The organism is Cobetia sp. 5-25-4-2, from assembly GCF_013374075.1.
In the GTDB taxonomy this organism is placed as follows: domain Bacteria; phylum Pseudomonadota; class Gammaproteobacteria; order Pseudomonadales; family Halomonadaceae; genus Cobetia; species Cobetia marina.
Map to the genome: position 1 here is coordinate 127,359 of NZ_BLWK01000007.1, position 21,834 is coordinate 149,192.

The 21,834-nt window shown below is 62.1% G+C and carries 12 protein-coding genes; 10 read left to right on the forward strand and 2 right to left on the reverse strand.

Going from position 1 to position 21,834, the window contains the following annotated elements; all coding sequences use genetic code 11:
* Positions 1–246 precede the first annotated feature (246 nt).
* From gltB to eno, 5 genes are all read left to right on the forward strand, one after another.
* A complete protein-coding gene (gene gltB, locus HXS65_RS14510) occupies positions 247–4,698 on the forward strand; it encodes a glutamate synthase large subunit (protein WP_176494257.1) in 4,452 nt (1,483 codons plus the stop codon).
* A gap of 77 nt (positions 4,699–4,775) precedes the next feature.
* Positions 4,776–6,191, forward strand: coding sequence for an FAD-dependent oxidoreductase (locus tag HXS65_RS14515; RefSeq protein WP_084207840.1), 1,416 nt, complete (start codon positions 4,776–4,778; stop codon positions 6,189–6,191).
* Positions 6,192–6,384: 193 nt separating this feature from the next.
* Positions 6,385–8,025 carry a CTP synthase gene (locus tag HXS65_RS14520; RefSeq protein WP_077377963.1) on the forward strand — a complete coding sequence of 547 codons (1,641 nt, stop codon included), beginning with the start codon at positions 6,385–6,387 and terminating at the stop codon, positions 8,023–8,025.
* A gap of 135 nt (positions 8,026–8,160) precedes the next feature.
* Positions 8,161–9,012 (forward strand): 3-deoxy-8-phosphooctulonate synthase, encoded by an 852-nt coding sequence (kdsA, locus tag HXS65_RS14525; protein WP_077377966.1) that lies wholly within the window; start codon positions 8,161–8,163, stop codon positions 9,010–9,012.
* A gap of 102 nt (positions 9,013–9,114) precedes the next feature.
* Positions 9,115–10,404 carry a phosphopyruvate hydratase gene (gene eno / locus HXS65_RS14530; protein ID WP_077377968.1) on the forward strand — a complete coding sequence of 430 codons (1,290 nt, stop codon included), beginning with the start codon at positions 9,115–9,117 and terminating at the stop codon, positions 10,402–10,404.
* Between the two features lie 1,213 nt (positions 10,405–11,617).
* On the opposite strand, the gene fdxA is transcribed toward eno, so the two are convergent.
* Both fdxA and mutS read right to left on the reverse strand, forming a co-directional pair.
* Positions 11,618–11,941, reverse strand: a complete 324-nt coding sequence (gene fdxA / locus HXS65_RS14535) for a ferredoxin FdxA (RefSeq protein ID WP_077377971.1) — start codon at positions 11,939–11,941, stop codon at positions 11,618–11,620.
* Positions 11,942–12,193: 252 nt separating this feature from the next.
* Positions 12,194–14,773: a DNA mismatch repair protein MutS gene (mutS, locus tag HXS65_RS14540; RefSeq protein ID WP_077378198.1), complete on the reverse strand. Its 2,580-nt coding sequence runs from the start codon at positions 14,771–14,773 to the stop codon at positions 12,194–12,196.
* A 169-nt stretch (positions 14,774–14,942) separates the two neighbouring features.
* Here mutS and HXS65_RS14545 point away from each other — a divergent pair, with 169 nt between their 5' ends.
* From HXS65_RS14545 to HXS65_RS14565, 5 genes are all read left to right on the forward strand, one after another.
* Complete coding sequence (locus HXS65_RS14545; protein WP_176494258.1) at positions 14,943–15,464, forward strand: CinA family protein; 522 nt, start codon at positions 14,943–14,945, stop codon at positions 15,462–15,464.
* Between the two features lie 231 nt (positions 15,465–15,695).
* On the forward strand, positions 15,696–16,757 hold the full coding sequence (gene recA, locus HXS65_RS14550) for a recombinase RecA (protein ID WP_077377977.1): 1,062 nt from the start codon (positions 15,696–15,698) through the stop codon (positions 16,755–16,757).
* A gap of 147 nt (positions 16,758–16,904) precedes the next feature.
* Positions 16,905–17,543 (forward strand): regulatory protein RecX, encoded by a 639-nt coding sequence (locus tag HXS65_RS14555; protein ID WP_375782217.1) that lies wholly within the window; start codon positions 16,905–16,907, stop codon positions 17,541–17,543.
* Between the two features lie 248 nt (positions 17,544–17,791).
* Positions 17,792–20,395, forward strand: a complete 2,604-nt coding sequence (alaS, locus tag HXS65_RS14560) for an alanine--tRNA ligase (protein WP_176494259.1) — start codon at positions 17,792–17,794, stop codon at positions 20,393–20,395.
* Between the two features lie 109 nt (positions 20,396–20,504).
* On the forward strand, positions 20,505–21,752 hold the full coding sequence (locus tag HXS65_RS14565) for an aspartate kinase (protein WP_077377982.1): 1,248 nt from the start codon (positions 20,505–20,507) through the stop codon (positions 21,750–21,752).
* Positions 21,753–21,834 lie beyond the last annotated feature (82 nt).

Below are 21,834 nucleotides of genomic sequence, written 5' to 3' on the forward strand. Positions count from 1 at the left end.
AGGGTTTTTTGGAATGAGGTGTCTCTAACCTTCGGTTTTGTCAGGTTTTTTTGCCCGATGGGCGACCTGTGGAGAATTGCGCGGTGGGGAAGCGCGGGGATATGCTCGAGGGAAATCTGGCGTCGTGTTGCGACACTGATGGCGCCACTATCGGCAGGCATAAAAATAAAGATAACCGATAACTATAACCTCGAAAATGCTTGTTGAAAAGCATCTGGACACATGATTTCTCCGTGAGGCACGCCCATGAATAAAGGTCTCCACCAACCGGGAGAGTTCCGCGACAACTGCGGCTTCGGCTTGATCGCCCATATGGAAGGGCAGGCAAGCCATGAGCTGCTGCAGACTGCCATTGAATCCCTGACGTGCATGACTCACCGCGGTGGTATCGCTGCCGACGGCAAGACCGGTGATGGCTGCGGCCTGCTGCTCAAGATGCCGGATGGCTTCATGCGCCAGATCGCCCGAGAGACGCTCGGGCTCGAGCTGGGCGAGCGCTATGCCGTCGGTACGCTCTTCCTGCCGAATGATGACGCGCGTGAACAGGCCGCGCGTGATGCCTTCGAGTCCGCCCTGACGGCACGCAACCTCGAGGTGCTCGGCTGGCGTGACATGCCGGTGGATGACAGCGTGTGCGGCCCGATGGCCCGCGACTGCCTGCCGCGCATTCGTCAGGTCTTCGTTGCAGCTTCCAGTGAACGTACCGATATCGCCTTCAATGTCGATCTGTTCATGGCGCGCAGATACGCCGAGCAGGCGCTGAAGGGCGAAGAGGACTTCTACGTCTGCTCGCTGTCCGGCAAGGTCATCTCCTTCAAGGGTCTGGTGATGCCGGAAGACCTTCCGCGCTTCTACAAGGACCTGGGCGACCCGCGCCTCGAGACCGCGATCTGTGTCTTCCACCAGCGCTTCTCGACCAACACCGCGCCGCGCTGGCCGCTGGCCCAGCCGTTCCGCTTCCTCGCCCACAACGGCGAGATCAACACCATCGAGGCCAACCGTGGCTGGGCAAACGCGCGCAAGGAGAACTTCGTCTCCGAGCAGCTGCCCGAGATCGCTGAGCTGGACGAGATCGTCAACACGGTCGGCTCCGATTCCTCCAGCATGGACAACATGCTGGAAGTGCTGCTGACCGGTGGCATGGATATCTATCGCGCCATCCGCATGATGGTGCCGCCGGCCTGGCAGAACGTCGAGCAGATGGATTCCGACCTGCGGGCCTTCTACGAATACAATTCCATGCACATGGAAGCCTGGGATGGTCCGGCGGGCATCGTGCTCACCGACGGTCGCCACGCCGTGTGCATGCTGGACCGCAACGGTCTGCGTCCGGCGCGTTGGGTCATCACCCGCAATGGCTTCATCACGCTGGCCTCCGAGATCGGTACCTACGATTACAAGCCGGAAGATGTCGTCGCCAAGGGGCGTGTCGGGCCGGGGCAGGTGCTGGGTGTCGATACCGAGACCGGTGAAGTGCTGCACACCGATCAGGTCAGCGAGCGCCTCAAGGGCGCCCATCCCTACAAGCGCTGGTTGCGTGAAAATGCCAATTACCTCGAGTCCGCGCTGACCGAGCTGGCGCGTTTCCAGCCGATGGAAGCGGACACGCTGGACGTCTATCAGAAGATGTTCCAGGTCAGCTTTGAAGAGCGTGATCAGCTGCTGCGCCCGCTGGCCGAGAGCGGTCAGGAGGCGGTCGGCTCCATGGGGGATGACACCCCGATGGCCGTGCTGTCGCGCCAGAACCGCGTACTGACCGACTATTTCCGTCAGAAGTTCGCCCAGGTCACCAATCCGCCGATCGATCCGCTGCGCGAAGCGATCGTGATGTCGCTGGAGACCTGCTGTGGCGCCGAGCTCAACATCTTCGACGCGACGCCGGAACACGCGCATCGTCTGATCCTGACCACGCCGGTGCTGTCACCGCGCAAGTTCAATGCGCTGGTCAATCATGAGGACCCGGCGTTCACCTCCCAGACGCTCAAGCTGCACTATGACCCGAGTCAGGACTCTCTGAAGCAGGCGCTTCAGGGTATCTGTCAGCAGGCCGAGGAAGCGGCGCGCAATGGCAAGGTGATCCTGGTGCTCAGCGACTGCGGGCTCGCCAAGGGGCAATTGCCGATTCACGCGGCGCTGGCGACCGGTGCCATTCACCATCACCTCGGAGCACTGGCACTGCGTCCGCGCGTCAATCTGGTCATCGAGACCGGCTATGCGCGTGATGCACACCAGATGGCAGTGCTGTTCGGGGTGGGCGCCACGGCGGTCTACCCCTACCTTGCCTATCAGGTGATGGCCGACATGCATCGCACCGGCGAGCTGTCCGGCAACCCGGCCGATGCCCGCGAGAACTATCGCAAGGGCATGCAGAAGGGCCTCTACAAGATCCTGTCCAAGATGGGCATCTCGCACATCGGCTCCTACCGTGGCTCGCAGCTGTTCGAGGCCGTAGGGCTCAACAGTGAAGTCATGGACATGTGCTTCACCGGCATGGCCTCGCGCATCGAAGGCGCCGGCTTCGCCGAACTGCAGTTCCAGCAGGAGCTGCTGGCGCGTGAAGCCTGGCTGCCGCGCAAGCGCATCAAGCAGGGCGGTTTGGTCAAGTACGTGCACGGTGGTGAGTACCACGCCTACAACCCTGACGTGGTGATGAAGCTGCAGCAGGCCGTGCAGCAGGGGGACTACGGCAAGTGGAAGGAATTCGCGCGCCTGGTCAACGAGCGCCCGGTCGCGACCATTCGCGATCTATTGAGCCTCAAGCCCGTGGCCGAGCCGCTGCCGCTTGAGGAAGTCGAGTCCGTCGAATCACTGCTGCCGCGCTTCGACAGCGCCGGCATGTCACTCGGCGCGCTGTCTCCCGAGGCACATGAGGCGCTGGCGCAGGCCATGAACGAGGCCGGCGGGCGCTCCAACTCCGGTGAGGGCGGTGAAGACCCGGCACGCTACGGCACCGTGCGCTCCTCCAAGATCAAGCAGATCGCGTCCGGGCGTTTCGGTGTCACGCCGGCGTACCTGGTCAATGCCGAGGTACTGCAGATCAAGGTCGCACAGGGCGCCAAGCCCGGTGAGGGCGGTCAGCTGCCGGGCGGCAAGGTCAACGACCTGATCGCACGTCTGCGCTACGCCGTGCCGGGGGTGACACTGATCTCGCCGCCGCCGCACCATGACATCTATTCCATCGAGGATCTGGCACAGCTGATCTTTGACCTGAAACAGGTCAATCCGTCAGCGCAGGTCTCGGTCAAGCTGGTCTCCGAGCCCGGTATCGGCACCATCGCCACCGGTGTCGCCAAGGCCTATGCCGACCTGATCACCGTCTCCGGCTACGACGGTGGCACCGCGGCCAGCCCGATTACCTCGATCAAGCATGCCGGTTCCCCGTGGGAGCTGGGGCTGCCCGAGGTGCACCAGGCGCTGCGCATCAATCAGTTGCGTCACAAGATTCGTCTGCAGACGGATGGCGGTCTCAAGACCGGTCTGGATGTGGTCAAGGCGGCGATTCTGGGGGCCGAGAGCTTCGGCTTCGGGACGGCACCGATGGTGGCGCTGGGCTGCAAGTACCTGCGTATCTGTCACCTGAACAACTGTGCCACCGGTGTCGCGACCCAGCACCAGGCGCTGCGTGATGAGCATTTCCGCGGCACCGTCGAGATGGTCAAGCACTACTTCCGCTTCATCGCTGAAGAGGTGCGCGAGCTGATGGCGCTGCTGGGCGTGCGCCAGATCACCGACCTGATCGGTCGTACCGATCTGCTCGAAGTGCTGGAAGGCGAGACCAACGCGCAGCGTCGTCTCGACCTCACGCCGTTGCTGGGCAATGACTTCGTGCCCGAGGACGCGCCGCAGTTCTGCCAGGTCAGCCGCAACGAGCCGCATGACCCCGGCGCCAAGAACCTCGAGATGCTGGCGGCGATGGAGTCGGCGATCGACAGCCGCAGCGGTGGCGAGTTCAGCTTCCATGTCACCAACTGCGATCGCTCCATCGGGGCGCGCGTCTCCGGTGAGATCGCCAAGCGATATGGCGAGGCAGGACTGGCGGGCTCGCCGCTCAAGGTCAGCCTGACCGGCGTGGCAGGGCAGAGCTTCGGGGTCTGGAATGCGCATGGCCTCGAGATGCATCTGGAAGGCGATGCCAACGATTACGTCGGCAAGGGCATGAATGGCGGCAAGCTGACCATCGTGCCGCCGCGCGGCTCGCGCTTCGAGAGCCACAAGACGGCCATCATCGGCAACACCTGCCTGTATGGGGCGACCGGCGGCAAGTTGTACGCCGCGGGAACTGCCGGCGAGCGCTTCGCGGTGCGCAACTCCGGTGCGCATGCCGTCATCGAAGGGGCGGGCGATCACTGCTGTGAGTACATGACCGGCGGGCTGGTCTGCGTGCTGGGCGAAACCGGCGTCAACTTCGGTGCAGGCATGACCGGCGGCTTCGCCTATGTACTGGACGAGAGTCGAGACTTCGTCGACAAGTACAACCACGAGCTGGTGGAAATCCACCGTATCAATACCGAAGCCATGGAGGCCTATCGTCGCCATCTGCGCGAAGTGATCGAGGAATACGTGGCCGAGACCGGCTCCGAGCGCGGTCGCAACATCCTGCGTGATTTCCCTGACTTCGTGCGTCACTTCTGGTTGGTCAAGCCCAAGGCGGCAAGCCTGGGTGGATTGCTCGATCAGTCCCGGCGTCAGCCGGAGTGACCGCATCCCTCACCCTGGCAAGCCCCGGGTGAGGGCCCGCACCGCGACGGTGCCCGGATTTTGAGAGAGGATTCATCATGGCCAATCAGCTCGCCAACGACTTCCAGTTCATCGATGTGGGTCGTCAGGACCCGCAGAAGAAAGATGCTCGCGTGCGTGCCCGCGAGTTCAACGAGATATACGCCGAGTTCAAGCCGGTGGAAGCGGCCAGTCAGGCGCATCGCTGCCTGGGTTGCGGCAACCCCTACTGCGAGTGGAAGTGTCCGGTACACAACTACATCCCCAACTGGCTGAAGCTGGTCTCCGAGGGCAACATCCTCGAGGCTGCGGAGCTTTCGCACCAGACCAACTCGCTGCCCGAAGTCTGTGGGCGCGTCTGCCCGCAGGATCGTCTCTGTGAAGGCGACTGCACCCTGAATGATGGCTTCGGTGCCGTCACCATCGGTTCGGTCGAGAAGTACATCACCGACACCGCCTTCGCGATGGGTTGGCGCCCTGACATGTCCAAGGTCAGCTGGACGGACAAGCGCGTCGCCATCATCGGTGCCGGCCCGGCGGGTCTGGGGGCAGCCGATATCCTGGTGCGCAACGGTGTGCGTCCGGTGATCTATGATCGTCACCCGGAGATCGGTGGGCTGCTGACCTTCGGTATCCCGGAGTTCAAGCTCGAGAAGGGCGTGATGACGCGCCGCCGCGAGATCTTCGAAGAGATGGGCATGGAGTTCCGTCTCAATGTCGAGGTCGGTCGTGACATCGGCTTCGATGCCCTGCTCGAGGAATACGATGCCGTCTTCCTGGGAATGGGCACCTACAACGCCATGAGCGGCGGTTTCCCGGGCGAGGATCTTCCGGGAGTTCACAAGGCGCTCGACTTCCTGATTGCCAACGTCAATCACTGCCTGGGCTTCGAGAAGGACCCGGCCGATTACGTCTCGATGGAAGGCAAGAAGGTCGTGGTGCTCGGCGGTGGTGATACCGCGATGGACTGCAACCGCACCTCCATCCGTCAGGGCGCCGATACCGTGACCTGTGCCTACCGTCGCGACGAGGCCAACATGCCGGGCTCGCGTCGTGAGGTGACCAATGCTCGTGAGGAAGGCGTCGACTTCCTGTTCAATCGCCAGCCGGTGGCGGTGGTCGGTGAGGGCAAGGTCGAGGGCGTCAAGGTCGTGCGTACCCGCATGGGTGAACCGGACGCCAACGGGCGCCAGCGCCCGGAAGTGGTGCCGGGTTCCGAAGAGATCCTGCCGGCGGATGCCGTCATCGTCGCCTTCGGCTTCCAGGCCAGTCCTGCCCCGTGGTTCACCGATTTTGATATCGGGGTCGATGAGCGTGGGCGCATCGCGACCAGTGCCGAGCGACTCGCCTTCCAGACCACCAATCCCAAGGTGTTCGCCGGTGGTGACATGGTGCGCGGTTCCGATCTGGTGGTGACCGCCATTGATGAAGGTCGCCGGGCCGCAGAAGGGATTCTCGATTTCCTGGAAGTGTAAGGAGATCGCAGTATCACGTATCAGGCCCGCCACGGCGGGTCTGATACGTTGGGCGGGTGCCCGTGGCGGCGTCACCAAGGATGGATGGAGTGGCAATCAAATTGAGCCGGAGCAGCCTTTCCGCTAGACTGGCGACCCATCCTGATCCGTTCCCCCGGATCTCTCCTACAGCTCACGTTTTCGGCAGGTTTCCATGACACGATTTATCTTCGTGACGGGCGGCGTTGTGTCCTCGCTTGGCAAGGGCATCGCATCCGCTTCGCTGGCGGCTATTCTCGAGGCCCGTGGCCTCAAGGTCACCATTCTCAAGCTGGATCCGTACATCAACGTCGATCCGGGCACCATGAGCCCGTTCCAGCACGGCGAAGTCTTTGTCACTGAAGATGGCGCGGAAACCGATCTGGACCTCGGTCACTACGAGCGTTTCATCCGCTCGCGCATGACCCAGGGCAACAACTTCACCACCGGCCGTGTCTACGAGCACGTGCTGCGCAAGGAGCGCCGCGGCGACTACCTGGGTGGAACGGTTCAGGTCATCCCGCACATCACCGACGAGATCAAGCGTCGCGTGATCGCTGGCGGTGAAGGCTATGACGTCGCGCTGGTCGAGATCGGTGGCACCGTCGGTGACATCGAGTCCCTGCCATTCCTGGAGTCGATCCGTCAGTTGCGCGCCCAGCTGGGTAGCGAGCGTGCCATCTTCATGCACCTCACGCTGGTGCCGTACATCAAGACGGCTGGTGAGACCAAGACCAAGCCGACCCAGCACAGCGTCAAGGAGCTGCGCTCCATCGGTATCCAGCCGGATATCCTGATCTGCCGCAGCGAAGTCGAGATCGAGGAAAGCGAGCGTCGCAAGATCTCGCTGTTCACCAATGTCGAGGAACGTGCTGTCGTGTCGCTGCAGGATGCCGACACCATCTATCGTATCCCGCTGATGTTGCATGAAGCCGGTCTCGATGAGATTGTCTGCGACAAGCTGCGCCTGGAGGCCAAAGAGGCCGACATGTCCGAGTGGGTGTCGGTACTGGATGCCAAGCTCAACCCGCTCAAGACCATCAACATCGCGATGGTCGGCAAGTACATGGAGCTGCTGGACGCCTACAAGTCCCTGAACGAGGCACTGATTCATGCCGGTATCCAGGGGCGTGTGAAGGTCAACGTCGACTTCATCGATTCCGAAGAGATCGAGCGCAACGGTACCGATCGTCTGATCGGCAAGGACGCGGTTCTGGTGCCGGGCGGTTTCGGCGAGCGGGGTGTGGAAGGCAAGATCGCCACCGCACGCTTCGCACGTGAGAACAAGGTGCCGTATCTGGGTATCTGTCTGGGCATGCAGGTCGCGGTCATCGAGTTTGCCCGCAACGTGGCAGGCTGGACTGATGCGAACTCCACCGAGTTCACTCACGACACCCAGCACCCGGTGGTCGGTCTGATCACTGAATGGCTGACGCCGGAAGGCAAGATCGAGACCCGTGACGCGGCATCCGACCTGGGCGGCACCATGCGTCTGGGCGGCCAGGCCTGTCGTCTGCTCAACGGCTCCAAGGCGCATCAGGCCTATGGCAGCGATGAGATCGTCGAGCGTCACCGCCACCGCTATGAGGTCAACGACCAGTTCGTGCCGGCGCTGGAAGAGGCCGGTCTGATCTTCTCGGGCCGCAGCGTCGACAACTCGCTGGTCGAGATGGTCGAGCTGCCGGACCACCCGTGGTTCGTGGCGTGTCAGTTCCACCCGGAGTTCACTTCCACCCCGCGTGATGGTCACCCGCTGTTCTCCGGCTTCGTGAATGCGGCGCTCAATCACAAGGCGGCGCGGACTCGCGGCGAGTGATAGGGTGATCGCCGGGCGTCACGCCAGAGTGGCGCCCGTGGGTCTTTTCCGCGGCGGCTCATCAAGAATGTCCGGCAGGCAAGGGCATCGCGGCTGAGCCGCCGGTGGGCAACGTTTTTGATGGACGGTGCAGTGATGAGCAACGAACAACGCGTGATCGAATTTGCAGGCCTGCAAGTCGCCAATGATCGGCCGATGACGCTTTTCGGTGGCATGAACGTGCTGGAATCGCGTGAGCTGGCACTGGAGGTCGCCGAGCAATACGTCGAGGTGACATCGCGCCTCGGCATGCCGTACGTCTTCAAGGCCAGCTTCGACAAGGCCAATCGCAGCTCCATGCACTCCTATCGCGGGCCGGGGATGGAGAAGGGTCTCGAGATCCTCGCCGAGATCAAGTCGCGCTTTGGCGTGCCGATCATCACTGACGTCCACGAGCCTCATCAGGCAGCTGCCGTGGCCGAAGTGGCCGATGTCATCCAGCTGCCCGCCTTCCTGGCGCGCCAGACGGATCTGGTCGTGGCCATGGCGCGCACCGGTGCCGTCATCAACGTCAAGAAGCCGCAGTTCCTGGCCCCGCACGAAATGCGCCATATCGTCGCCAAGTGCGGTGAAGCGGGCAATGACCGGATTCTGCTGTGCGAGCGCGGCTCCAGCTTCGGCTACAACAATCTGGTGGTCGACATGCTCGGCATGGCCGAGATGAAGGATACGGGGCTGCCGGTGCTGTTCGATGTCACCCACTCGCTGCAACGCCCGGGTGGGCGGGCCGATTCTGCCGGTGGTCGTCGTGAGCAGGTCTTCGATCTGGCTCGTTCCGGCGTGGCGCTGGGGCTGGCAGGCCTGTTCCTCGAGGCACATCCGGACCCGGACAATGCCAAGTGTGACGGCCCCTGCGCATTGCCGCTGGATCAGCTCGAACCCTTCCTGCGCCAGCTGCAATCGCTGGATTCGCTGGTGAAGGGCTTTGCGCCGCTGGATATTCGCTGAACATGACTACTGGCCGTTCACTACCCTGTGAGCGGCCTTTTTGCGCTATGGGCAAGATGCCCGTCGTGGTGTTTCAATCCCCCGTGTAGAGGACGACACAAGATGGCCAATATCGTCGAAATCCGCGCCCTTGAGGTGCTCGATTCCCGTGGTAACCCGACCGTACAGGCCGAGGTCGTGCTGGAAGGTGGACAACGTGCCAGCGCCTGCGCGCCTTCCGGTGCCTCCACCGGTTCGCGCGAAGCGCTGGAATTGCGTGATGGCGACAAGAGCCGTTATCTGGGCAAGGGCGTACTGAAGGCAGTCGAAGCCGTCAATGGCCCGATCCGCGAGCGTCTCGTGGGCATGGATGCACTGGACCAGCGTGCGCTGGATGACGCCATGCTGGCGCTGGATGGCACCGAGAACAAGGAATCGCTGGGTGCCAATGCGATCCTCGCGGTCTCCCTGGCCGCAGCCAAGGCAGCTGCCCAGGCCAAGGGCATCGAGCTCTACGCTCACATCGCCGAGCTCTACGGTCAGCCGGGCAAGTACTCCATGCCGGTGCCGATGATGAACATCATCAATGGCGGCGAGCATGCCGACAACAATGTCGACATCCAGGAGTTCATGGTCCAGCCGGTCGGCGCGCCGACCTTCCGTGAAGCGCTGCGCACCGGCGCCGAGATCTTCCACGCGCTCAAGAAGGTCCTGCAGGGCCGCGATCTGAGCACTTCCGTGGGCGACGAAGGTGGTTTCGCACCGAACCTTGCCTCCAATGCCGAAGCGCTGGCGGTCATCAAGCAGGCGGTCAGCGATGCGGGCTACACGCTGGGCACTGACGTGACTCTGGCGCTGGATTGTGCCTCCTCCGAGTTCTACAAGGATGGCCAGTACAATCTGTCTGGTGAAGGCAAGAGCTTCGATGCACGTGGTTTCGTCGACTACCTGGCCGAGCTGGCGGACGAATACCCCATCGTGTCCATCGAAGACGGCATGGACGAGTCTGACTGGGAAGGCTGGAAACTGCTGACCGACAAGCTCGGCGACAAGGTGCAGCTGGTCGGTGATGACCTGTTCGTCACCAACACGCGCATCCTGAGCCGTGGTATCGATGAAGGCATCGGCAACTCCATTCTGATCAAGTTCAACCAGATCGGTTCACTGTCCGAAACCCTGGATGCGATCAAGATGGCGCAGGCCGCTGGCTTCACTGCGGTCATCTCCCACCGCAGTGGCGAGACCGAAGACACCACCATCGCCGACCTCGCCGTGGGTACCTGTGCCGGGCAGATCAAGACCGGCTCTCTGTGCCGCTCTGACCGTGTCGCCAAGTACAACCGCCTGCTGGTGATCGAGCAGCAGCTGGGCGATGTCGCCTACAATGGCCTGAAAGAGATCAAGGGCCAGTAAACAGGCGACAGGCTTGTGAATGCCGCCTTGGTCGTCGGCATCCACAACGCTTCCACATGACGGGGTCGTACCTTCGGGTACGGCCCCGTCGTGCGTTACACGTGCTGTCCGCGCAGGTTGCGTCTCAAGTACGTGGACTTTCCCCATCTCCGCAGTCAGTTCATGTAAGCCTTTTCCTACAAGATATGCAGGACATAGAGGATAACTACTGCACTCCGGATACGTGTTCAATCGTATGTTTTTCTATAGATCACTGTTTTAAAACAGTTTTATCTAAAAGCTTCCTTGTTTGTCCCGATTCGTCTGAGCGGTTTGGCTAGTTGCCTGATGACGGCTTGCTGACCAGAATAGCGTCATGGAAGCGGGATGCGGCGGGACACCGCACCTTTGAGCAGGATGCTCTTGATGATCTTCCAGGGAGTACGTCGGGCAGGATGCCCGACTCGTCTGAACAGGATGTTCAGCGAACAGGAACCGTCAAGGATGACGGAAGCAGCAGCACTGCATGGCATCTTGCCCGAGGAGCGGGCAGGAATTGGCCAGGGACCACGGATGAATGGCCAGGTACAGGAAGTACCGGATCAGGAAGATCCAGAGTGACGGTATCGTCATTGGCAGCGGACGCGCAATCACGACAGGGATGGTTGATGGGTCTCGACCCGATATGCAGTCAGGAAGCTCGCCTTCACAGGAGTGACGGATGACGGGACATCATCCGTGTCAGGCAGACGAGGCAATCAGCGGCAGAATCTCGACGGCAGGATGCCGAGGCAAGGATGTCAGATCACGGAACATCATGAGACTGTCAGCTGAGGCAGGTCAGGAGCGGCACGGGCAGGATGCCGGGCAATGCATCTGCGATGCAGTTGCATGAGCAGGACAGCAGGGCAGGCAATAAGCAGAAACGGGCATTGTGGTGGGACAGCTGCGCAAGCAGTGCCACAATGCCCCATGCGTGACGGTGCGCTCTGAATGGCAGGATGCCATGACGGGCAGGGACAGCACCCAGGAACACGATCCAGGACGGATCGACAGGGACACGCTTGGAGCGGGCGACCTTTCGGGGTTGCCCTTTTTTGTGCCTTTTTTTCGGCCCCACCCGCCGGGCTGGCTGACCATGAGCGCTCAAGACGAAGACGGCAGCCACCCCTGAGGGAGTGGCTGCCGTCTTGATGAGAACCTGGTGCTTGCCCGGTCAGGTCGGGCAGGGCATTTACTGCTCCAGGTATTCGAGCTTGCCTTCGACACCATCCCACTTCTCGGCGTCTTCCATGGCGTCCTTCTTCTCGCTGATGTTCGGCCACACTTCGGCCAGATCGGCATTCAGCTCGATGAATTCCTTCTGATTCTCCGGCACTTCGTCCTCGGAGAAGATGGCTTCCGCGGGACACTCCGGCTCGCACAGAGCGCAGTCGATGCACTCGTCCGGGTTGATGACCAGGAAGTTGGGGCCTTCATAGAAGCAATCGACCGGGCAGACCTCCACGCAGTCAGTGTATTTGCAGCGGATGCAGTTCTCGGTGACGATGAATGCCATCTGGGTCTCCTGACGCGGGTCGGCGTCTCTCGTAGGTCGTGGTCCAGCGCCACTCTGTGCCGTCTGAGCGGCATCTTGAGTTTCAGGTTATAAGCGGCGCGAGTGTTATAAGGCGTTATTCTAGTGGCGCTCTGCCGCCCTCGCAATCAGCGTGGGCGGATCGTTTTGGAATGGTGCTATGCCCATCGCGCACTGTCGAGTGTCGGCAGGCGCATGGTGTCATGCGACTTGTCAGTCGACTCACTCCGCCGCTTACTGGATCTTGCGCCATTCATAGATGAGTTCCAGTGCCCGCTTGGGGCTCAGGTCATCCGGGTCCAGCTGGGTCAAGGCTTCGACGATCGGGTGAGGCGGTGCCGCGAAGAGATCATTCTGCTGCGGTACTGGCTGGCCGAGTGCATCTTCACGGGCAACCTGCGGACGATCGACCTCCTGCTGCTCGAGACTGGTCAATTTCTCACGTGCACGCAGGATGACGTTCTGCGGGACCCCGGCCAGCTGGGCAACCTGCAGGCCATAACTCTGGCTTGCCGGCCCCTCCTCGACACGGTGCATGAAGACGATGCCATCGCCATGCTCTGCGGCGGTCAGGTGAACGTTGGCCACGCCATCGACGTGCTCGGGGAGTGCCGTCATCTCGAAATAATGGGTCGCGAACAGCGTGAAGGCGCGCGTGCGGGCCAGGTGCTCGGCGCTTGCCCAGGCCAATGACAGGCCATCGAAGGTCGAGGTGCCGCGACCGATCTCATCCATCAGCACCAGACTCTCGTCGGTGGCATTGTGCAGGATGCTGGCAGTCTCGGTCATCTCGACCATGAAGGTCGAGCGGCCACCGGCCAGGTCATCCGAGGAGCCGATGCGCGTGAAGATGCGATCCAGCGGGCCGATGCAGGCGCGAGCGGCGGGTACGAAGCTGCCGGTATGCGCGAGCAGTGCGATCAGCGCGGTCTGACGCATGTAGGTGGATTTACCGCCCATGTTGGGGCCGGTGATCACCAGCATGCGGCGCGCATCGTCAAAGCGCACGTCGTTGGGCACGAAGGGGTGGTCGCTGACATGTTCCACCACCGGGTGGCGGCCGCCTTCGATGTCGATTCCCGGCGTGTCGCTGAGCTGTGGGCGGACGAAGTCCAGTGCGGCGGCGCGATCAGCGAAGGCGGTGAGCACATCCAGTGACGCCAGGGCGCGTGCCGTCTGCTGCAGGCCATCCAGTTCGGTATTCAGGTCATCCAGAAGGTGCTCATACAGCAGCTTCTCGCGGGCCAGCGACTTGGACTTGGCCGACAGCGCCTTGTCCTCGAATTCCTTGAGTTCCGGGATGATGAAGCGCTCGGCATTCTTGAGCGTCTGGCGGCGGATGTATTCCGGCGGAGCTTCCGCTGACTGGGAGCGCGGCAGCTCGATGAAGTAACCATGAACGCGGTTGTAGCCGACCTTGAGGTTGCTGATGCCGGTGCGCTCACGCTCACGGGTCTCGAGGGCCACCAGATACTGACCGGCGTTCTCGGAGAGGCCGCGATACTCGTCCAGCTCATCGTCGTAGCCATCGGCGATCACCCCGCCATCGCGCAGCACGACCGGCGGATTCTCGATCAGCGCTTCGCTGAGCATGGCCGAGAGGGCGGGGAACAGGCGGATGCCATCGCGCAGGTCATCGATGGCACTGCCTTTCTCGACGCTGGCGAGCACGGCGCGCAGCTCTGGCAGTGTATTGAGGCCATCACGCAGGCGCGCCATGTCCCGCGGGCGGGCGCTGCGCAGTGCAACACGCGCCAGGATGCGCTCCACATCGCCGATCCGCTTGAGCAGGCCTTGCAGTTCGAAGGGGTAGTCACCCTCCATCAAGCGCTGCACTGCCGCCTGGCGCTGGCCGATCTGGGTCTGATCGCGCAGCGGGCGGTTGAGCCAGCGCTTGAGCAGGCGTGAGCCCATCGCGGTAGCAGTCACGTCCAATACGCTGGCCAGCGTGTTGTCGCTGCTGCCGCCAAGATTGGTGTCGATCTCGAGGTTGCGACGGCTGGCGGCATCGATCACGACCGAATCGTCGCGACTCTCCACGGCCAGCGCCGTCACGTGGGGCAGACCGGTGCGCTGCGTGTCACGCGCGTAGTCGAGCAGGGCACCAGCAGCGGTGACCGCGCAGGTCAGATGACTGCAACCGAAACCATTGAGGTCCTGAACGCCGAACTGATCGCACAGCAGGCGCAACGCGGTCTCATGGTCGAAATGCCAGTCGCTCTGACGGGTCAGGCCCGGGCGTGAGGCAAGACTGCTTGGCAGTTCACGACTCTCGCCGACCATCAGCTCGGCGGGTGACAGACGCTGGATCTCGGCCAGCAGTTCTTCATCGCCATTGACTTCCAGTACGCTGAAGCGTCCTGAGGAAAGCTCCAGTGCCGCCAGGCCCCAGGTCTCACCGTCTCGATGCAGCGCCACCAGCAGATTGTCACGGCTGGCATCCAGAAGCGCCTCGTCATGCAGGGTGCCCGGTGTGACGATGCGCACCACCTTGCGCTCGACGGGGCCCTTGGTGGTCGCGGGATCGCCGATCTGCTCGCAGATGGCCACGGATTCGCCCATTTTCACCAGGCGTGCCAGGTAACCCTCGGCGCTGTGATAAGGCACCCCTGCCATGGGAATGGGGGAGCCGCCGGAGCTGCCACGTGCCGTCAGGGTGATGTCGAGCAGTTGCGCGGCTCGCTTGGCGTCCTCATGGAACAGCTCATAGAAGTCGCCCATGCGATAGAACAGCAGCACACCGGGGTGCTCGCGTTTGATCTTCATGTACTGCGCCATCATCGGCGTCATCTGGGGCGCGCTGTTCTTGGCCATGGCCATGGACTTCCTTGACTGCACTGCAATGGGAAAAAGACGCACATGCGAGAACACGGCATGCGGGATGCGCGATATTCTACGGACTGGCGCGGCCGGCTCCAATGCCTGTGATGCCTCCTGCTCGCTTCCCTTTTCCTCAGACCACTTCTTAGAAAGGAGTTCGTTCATGGCCCGATTGACGGATACGACGTCCGAGGCACCGGATGCGAATGCACTGGCCGAGCAGCTGCAGGCGCTGGCATTGGCGCGCGGAGTCCAGATCACTGCTGCAGAGTCATGCACCGGGGGTGGCGTGAGTGCCGCGATCACGGCGATTTCCGGTAGCTCCGGCTATTTCGAGGCGGGCTATGTGACGTACTCGAATGCGGCCAAGCGGCGTCTGCTCGGCGTCAGCGAAGCATCGCTCGCGGACTTCGGGGCAGTCTCCGAGGCCGTCGTGCGCGAGATGGTCAAGGGAGCGTGTCGTGACAGCGGTGCCGAATTGGGGGTGGCAACCAGTGGTGTGGCGGGTCCGGGAGGCGGCAGTGAAGAAAAGCCCGTGGGGACGGTGTGGCTGGCATGGGGCAGTGAGGCGCGACAGCAGGCGCGGTGTTTCCACTTTCCGGGAGACCGGCAGGCCGTGCGCGACGCCGCCGTGAGGGTGGCATTGCAAGGCTTGATCGAATGCGTGGAAGCCTGGCAGGGCTGAACTGGTGAGGCTCGAGACGCATGCAACCCTCTGCGTTGAGACTGCTGCCTGAAAAAGCGCATCACCGGACTGGCAGAACGATGAAACATGCGGCATCATACTGTCCATGTATACAGGGTTTTGCCATGACAGCCCAGCCGCTAGGCTGACAGTCTCTGCATCACCCGAAGCTTGAGAATTTCCTATTTCAGGTGGTTGCCCATGCGGCGCCGCCGTTCGACAGGAGGCCACATGGCACAGGACGACAATCGTACCAAGGCGCTGAACGCGGCGCTGTCCCAGATCGAGCGCCAGTTCGGCAAGGGCGCCGTCATGCGCATGGGCGATGCCCCGCGTGTGGCCATCCCGTCGGTATCCACCGGGTCTCTGGGCCTGGATATCGCGCTCGGCATCGGTGGCCTGCCTTTCGGTCGAGTGGTCGAGATCTACGGTCCGGAATCCTCGGGCAAGACGACACTGACGCTCTCGGTCATCGCCCAGGCCCAGAAGCAGGGCAAGGTGTGTGCCTTCATCGATGCCGAGCACGCGCTGGATCCGTCCTACGCCGAGAAGCTGGGCGTCAATCTGGACGAGATGCTGGTCTCCCAGCCGGATACCGGTGAGCAGGCACTCGAGATCGTCGACATGCTGGTGCGTTCCGGTGGTGTCGACGTCATCATCGTCGATTCTGTGGCAGCCCTGACGCCGCGTGCCGAGATCGAGGGTGAGATGGGTGACTCCCACGTCGGCCTGCAGGCGCGTCTGATGTCCCAGGCGCTGCGCAAGGTGACGGGTCACATCAAGAATGCCAACTGCATGGTGGTGTTCATCAACCAGATCCGCATGAAGATCGGGGTGATGTTCGGTAGCCCGGAAACCACCACCGGTGGTAACGCGCTGAAGTTCTACTCGAGTGTCCGTCTCGACATCCGTCGTACCGGCTCCGTGAAGTCCGGCGATGAAGTCACCGGTAACGAGACTCGCGTCAAGGTCGTGAAGAACAAGGTCGCGCCGCCGTTCCGCCAGGCCGAGTTCCAGATTCTCTACGGCAAGGGCATCTACCACGCCGGTGAGGTCATTGATCTGGGCGTGCAGTGTGGTCTGGTCGGCAAGGCAGGTGCCTGGTACAGCTACCAGGGCAGCAAGATCGGTCAGGGCAAGGCCAACTCCGCCCAGTATCTGGAGGATAACCCCGCGATCATGGAAGAGATCGAGAGCCAGATTCGCGCCCAGCTGCTGGCTTCTCCGGAAACCAAGGAAGAGGCCAAGGAAGAAGTGGTCGCCGAAAATGAAGATGATCTGGATCTCGATTGAGACCTGCTCGAGAACGTGTTCATTGAGCGCTGATTTCAGCGCCTTTCAGTGATCTGCAGCGCCCGCCCCGTTTTCGGTGGCGGGCGCTGTGCGTTTTGCACCGGGGATTTCGCCATCTTGGGTGCCTCTCCAGAAAGGAGCGCCAACATGCACGATCAGGAAAGAGAGACCGTCGGGCCGGACTATCAGCCCCTCGATGTCGGCGCGATGACGCCGCAACGGCGTGCCCGCAATGACGCCATCGCACGTCTGGCACGCCGCGAGCACAGCCGTCGCGAGCTGCACGACTATCTCAAGGAGCGCGACTACCTGCAGACCGTCAGCGATGATGCGCTGGCGGAGCAGTCCGCGAGTAGCGAGGAGGGCGCCGAGACGCGCTTGAGTCGTGATGAGGTCGAGCTGCTGATCGAGGAAGTGCTGGAGCGTCTGGTCGAGGAAGGCCTGCAATCCGATGAGCGCTTCGCCGCCAGCTTCCTGCGGACACGGGTGCTGAGGGGGCAGGGCCCCAGGCGTATCCAGCAGGAGTTGCGCCAGCGTGGCATCGACAACGAGACGTCAGGTGCCGTGATGCGTGCTGCCTGTGATCCGGTGCCTGATGCCTTCGGACATGTTGATGCGGTGGACTTCTTCGAGCTGGCGCGCGAGACGTTGGCAAGGCGCTTTTCCTCAGCGGGCGAGGGTCACAAGGAGCGTGCGCGCCGAGAGCGCTTCCTGCTCCAGCGCGGCTTCGACTACGAGCAGTTGCGCTACGCCATGGAGTCCGCCTGGACGGAAGACGAGGCGTGAGGCCAGCCATTGCCCGGGCAATGGCTCGGAACGCGCAAACCGGTCACTCAAGCCATTTCCCCCCCTTTAGCTTGCGCGAACAGGCGTTATACTAGGTCGTCTTGCGACGGCACGGGGCAGGCGCCTTCTTTCATGCTTTTCATTGCACCTCCATGCATTCCCACATGGATGAATATGCAGAAACCATGCGGAAGTCATGCAGAAGAAGACCCCCGGAGCGTCTTTACGCACATCGCTACGGAACCTCTATGAAAAGCGCAGAAATCAGAAACGCCTTCCTGACCTATTTCGAGAAGCAGGGGCATACCATCGTTCCCACCAGTTCTCTGGTGCCGAACAACGACCCGACCCTGCTGTTCACCAACGCCGGCATGGTGCCCTTCAAGGATGTCTTCCTGGGCCGTGATCCGCGTGGCTACAGCCGTGCCACCTCCGCACAGCGCTGCGTGCGCGCCGGCGGCAAGCACAATGACCTGGACAACGTCGGTTACACCGCACGTCACCACACTTTCTTCGAGATGCTGGGCAACTTCAGCTTCGGTGACTACTTCAAGCGCGAAGCCATCCAGTTCGCCTGGAAGTTCCTGACCGAAGAGCTGGGCCTGCCGAAGGAGAAGCTGTGGGTCACCGTGCACGTCAGCGATGACGAAGCCCGTGACATCTGGTTCAACGAGGTCGGCATCGATCAGAACCGCTTCTCGCGTCTCGACGAGGACAATTTCTGGCAGATGGGCGACACCGGCCCCTGTGGCCCGTCTTCCGAGATCTTCTATGATCACGGTGAAGACGTCGCCGGTGGCCCGCCGGGCAGCCCGGACGAAGATGGCGATCGCTACATCGAGATCTGGAACCTGGTCTTCATGCAGTTCGATCGTGATGCCGAAGGCACGCTGAACCCGCTGCCCAAGCCGTCCATCGATACCGGCATGGGGCTGGAGCGCGTCGCGGCCGTGATGCAGGGCGTGCACTCCAACTACGAGATCGACCTGTTCCAGAATCTGCTGGCGGCGGCGGCCGAGATCATCGGTCATGACAACATCACCACTCCCTCGCTGCGCGTGGTGGCGGATCACATCCGTTCGTGTGCCTTCCTGATCGCCGATGGCGTGCTGCCGTCCAACGAAGGGCGTGGCTACGTGCTGCGTCGCATCATCCGCCGTGCCGTGCGTCACGGTCACAAGCTGGGCGCGCGCGGCAGCTTCTTCTACAAGCTGGTCGCGGCGCTGGATGCCGAGATGGGCGATGCCTATCCGGAACTGCGCTCTGCGCGTGAGCAGATCGAGCGTGTGCTGCTCAAGGAAGAGGAGCAGTTCGCGCGTACGCTGGAGCACGGCATGAAGCTGCTCGAGGAGGCCATCGCCGAGCTGGATGGCAATACCCTCGACGGCGAAACCATCTTCAAGCTCTACGATACCTACGGCTTCCCCTACGACCTGACCGCCGACATCTGCCGCGAGCGCGAACTGATCCTCGATGAGGCCGGTTTCGAGGCCGCGCTGGAAGCTCAGCGTGAGCGTGCACGTGCTGCCAGCAATTTCGGGGGCGACTATTCCGCCAACCTGACGCTGGAAGGCGAGACGCAATTCACCGGCTATGATCACCTCGAGGGTGAGGCGACCGTCACCGCGCTGTTCGACAGCGAAGGCAATGCGCTCGAGCGTCTCGAGGCCGATACCAAGGGCATCGTGGTACTCGATACCACGCCGTTCTATGGCGAGTCCGGTGGTCAGGCGGGCGATACCGGTTATCTGCATCTGGAGGGCGGCCGTTTCCAGGTCAGTGATACCCAGAAGCAGGCCGGACATCATCTGCATCACGGTGTGCTGATCGAAGGTTCGCTCGCGGTGGGCGACGCGGTGCGTCCGCAGGTCGATGCAGATCTGCGTGCTGCCTCCGTGCGCAACCACTCCGCCACGCACCTGCTGCATGAAGCGCTGCGCCAGGTGCTGGGTGAGCATGTCCAGCAGAAGGGCTCGCTGGTGACGGCCGAGCGCCTGCGCTTCGACTTCAGTCACTTTGAGGCGATGACCGCAGAACAGCTCTCCGAGGTCGAGCGCATCGTCAATGCGCAGATTCTCGCCAACGCCGAGACCACCATCGAGTTCATGACTCTCGATGAAGCCAAGGCGCGCGGCGCGGCGGCACTCTTCGATGCCAAGTATGGTGAGCAGGTTCGCGTGCTGACCATCGGTCAGAATGCCTTCTCCATCGAGCTGTGTGGCGGGACTCACGTCAAGCGCAGTGGTGACATCGGTCAGATGCACATCATCGCCGAGACTGGCATCGCCTCCGGCGTGCGCCGCATCGAAGCCATCACTGGCCGTGCGGCACGTGATTTCCTGCTGGCGCAGGAAGCGACCCTGACTCGTCTGGGTGAGCGCCTCAAGGCCAAGCCGGAGCAGGTCGAGGAGCGTGTCACCAGTCTGCTTGAGCGCAACCGCGGTCTCGAGAAGGAGCTTGAGCGTCTGAAGGCCAAGCTGGCGTCCGCTTCTGCCAGTGACATGCTGAGCGACATCGCGGATGTCCAGGGGCTCAAGGTGCTGGCCAAGCAGGTCGAAGGCGTCTCCGGCAAGGAGTTGCGTGGCCTGATGGATGACCTGAAATCCAAGCTGGGTTCCGGCATTCTGGTGCTTGGCGTCGCGGATGGTGACAAGGTCAGCCTGATTGCGGGCGTCACCGATGATCTGACCTCGCGCATCAAGGCGGGTGATCTGGTGCGTCACGTGGCTGAGCAGGTCGGTGGCAAGGGCGGTGGTCGTGCTGACATGGCGCAGGCCGGTGGCAGTGATGCCGCATCGCTTCCCGGGGCACTGGCCGGCGTGCCAGCCTGGGTAGACGCCCAGCTGGGGTAAGAAGACAAGATGAAGGCCGGGCTTCTCGTGAGGAGACCCGGCCTCTTTTTGGGCCCGCATGAGTCTCATGTGGGGACAACGCAAACGGACACGGATAACGGAAACGCACATGGCGCTATACGTTCAGAAGTTCGGAGGCACTTCGGTCGGCTCGGTGGAGCGGATCAAGGCCGTCGCCGAGAAGGTCAAGCGATTCCGCGACGAAGGACATCAGGTTGTCGTGGTCGTCTCAGCCATGAGTGGCGAGACGAACCGACTGATCGGTCTCGCCAGCGAGATCAACGATGACCCGACGCCGCGCGAAATGGACATGCTGGTCTCTACCGGTGAGCAGGTGACCATCTCCCTGCTGGCCATGGCACTGCAGAAGATCGGTGTCGACGCGACCTCCTATACCGGCGCTCAGGTAGGCATTCGTACCGATAGCGCGCACACCAAGGCGCGTATCCAGCGCATCGACACCGATGACCTGCGCGAAGACCTCGATGCTGGCAAGGTCGTGGTGGTCGCTGGCTTCCAGGGGGTCGATGATGAAGGCAATATCACGACACTGGGGCGCGGTGGCTCCGATACCACCGGCGTCGCCCTGGCGGCAGCCCTCAAGGCGGACGAGTGTCAGATCTATACCGATGTCGATGGTGTCTACACCACTGATCCACGTGTGTGCTCCAAGGCACGTCGTCTGGAAACGGTGACCGTCGAGGAAATGCTGGAAATGGCGAGCCTTGGCTCCAAGATCCTGCAGATCCGTTCGGTGGAATTCGCCGGCAAGTACAATGTTCCCCTGCGTGTGCTGTCTTCCTTCGAGGATGGCCCGGGTACCCTGATCGTCGCTGAGGAAGAAGACAACATGGAAGAACCGCTGATCTCCGGCATTGCCTTCAATGTCAACGAAGCCAAGCTGACCCTGCTCAACACGCCGGACATTCCGGGTGTCGCCTCCAAGATTCTGGGCCCGATCGCCGATTCCAACATCGAGATCGACATGATCGTCCAGAACGTCTCCCCGGACGGCAATACGACCGACTTCTCCTTCACGGTGGCCAAGAGCGACTTCAAGGCGACCCAGCGTATCCTCAACGAGACGGTCATTCCGTCCGTCGGCGGCGGTGAGCTCAGAGGCGATGACAATATCGCCAAGGTCTCGCTGGTCGGTGTCGGCATGCGTTCCCATGCCGGTGTCGCCTCCAAGATGTTCCGCGTGCTGGCGGAAGAGGGCATCAACATCCGCATGGTGTCCACGTCCGAGATCAAGATCTCCGTTCTGATCGACGAGAAGTTCATGGAGCTGGCCGTGCGTGCACTGCACACCGCCTTCGGCCTGGATGCGGAAGCCGTCAGCGACGAGACTGCCTGATTTGCATTGAATGATCAGCACAATGGTGCTCAGATGAAGTGACTTGCCACCCGTGGGTGGCTCGTCCTTCCGCCAGGGACTG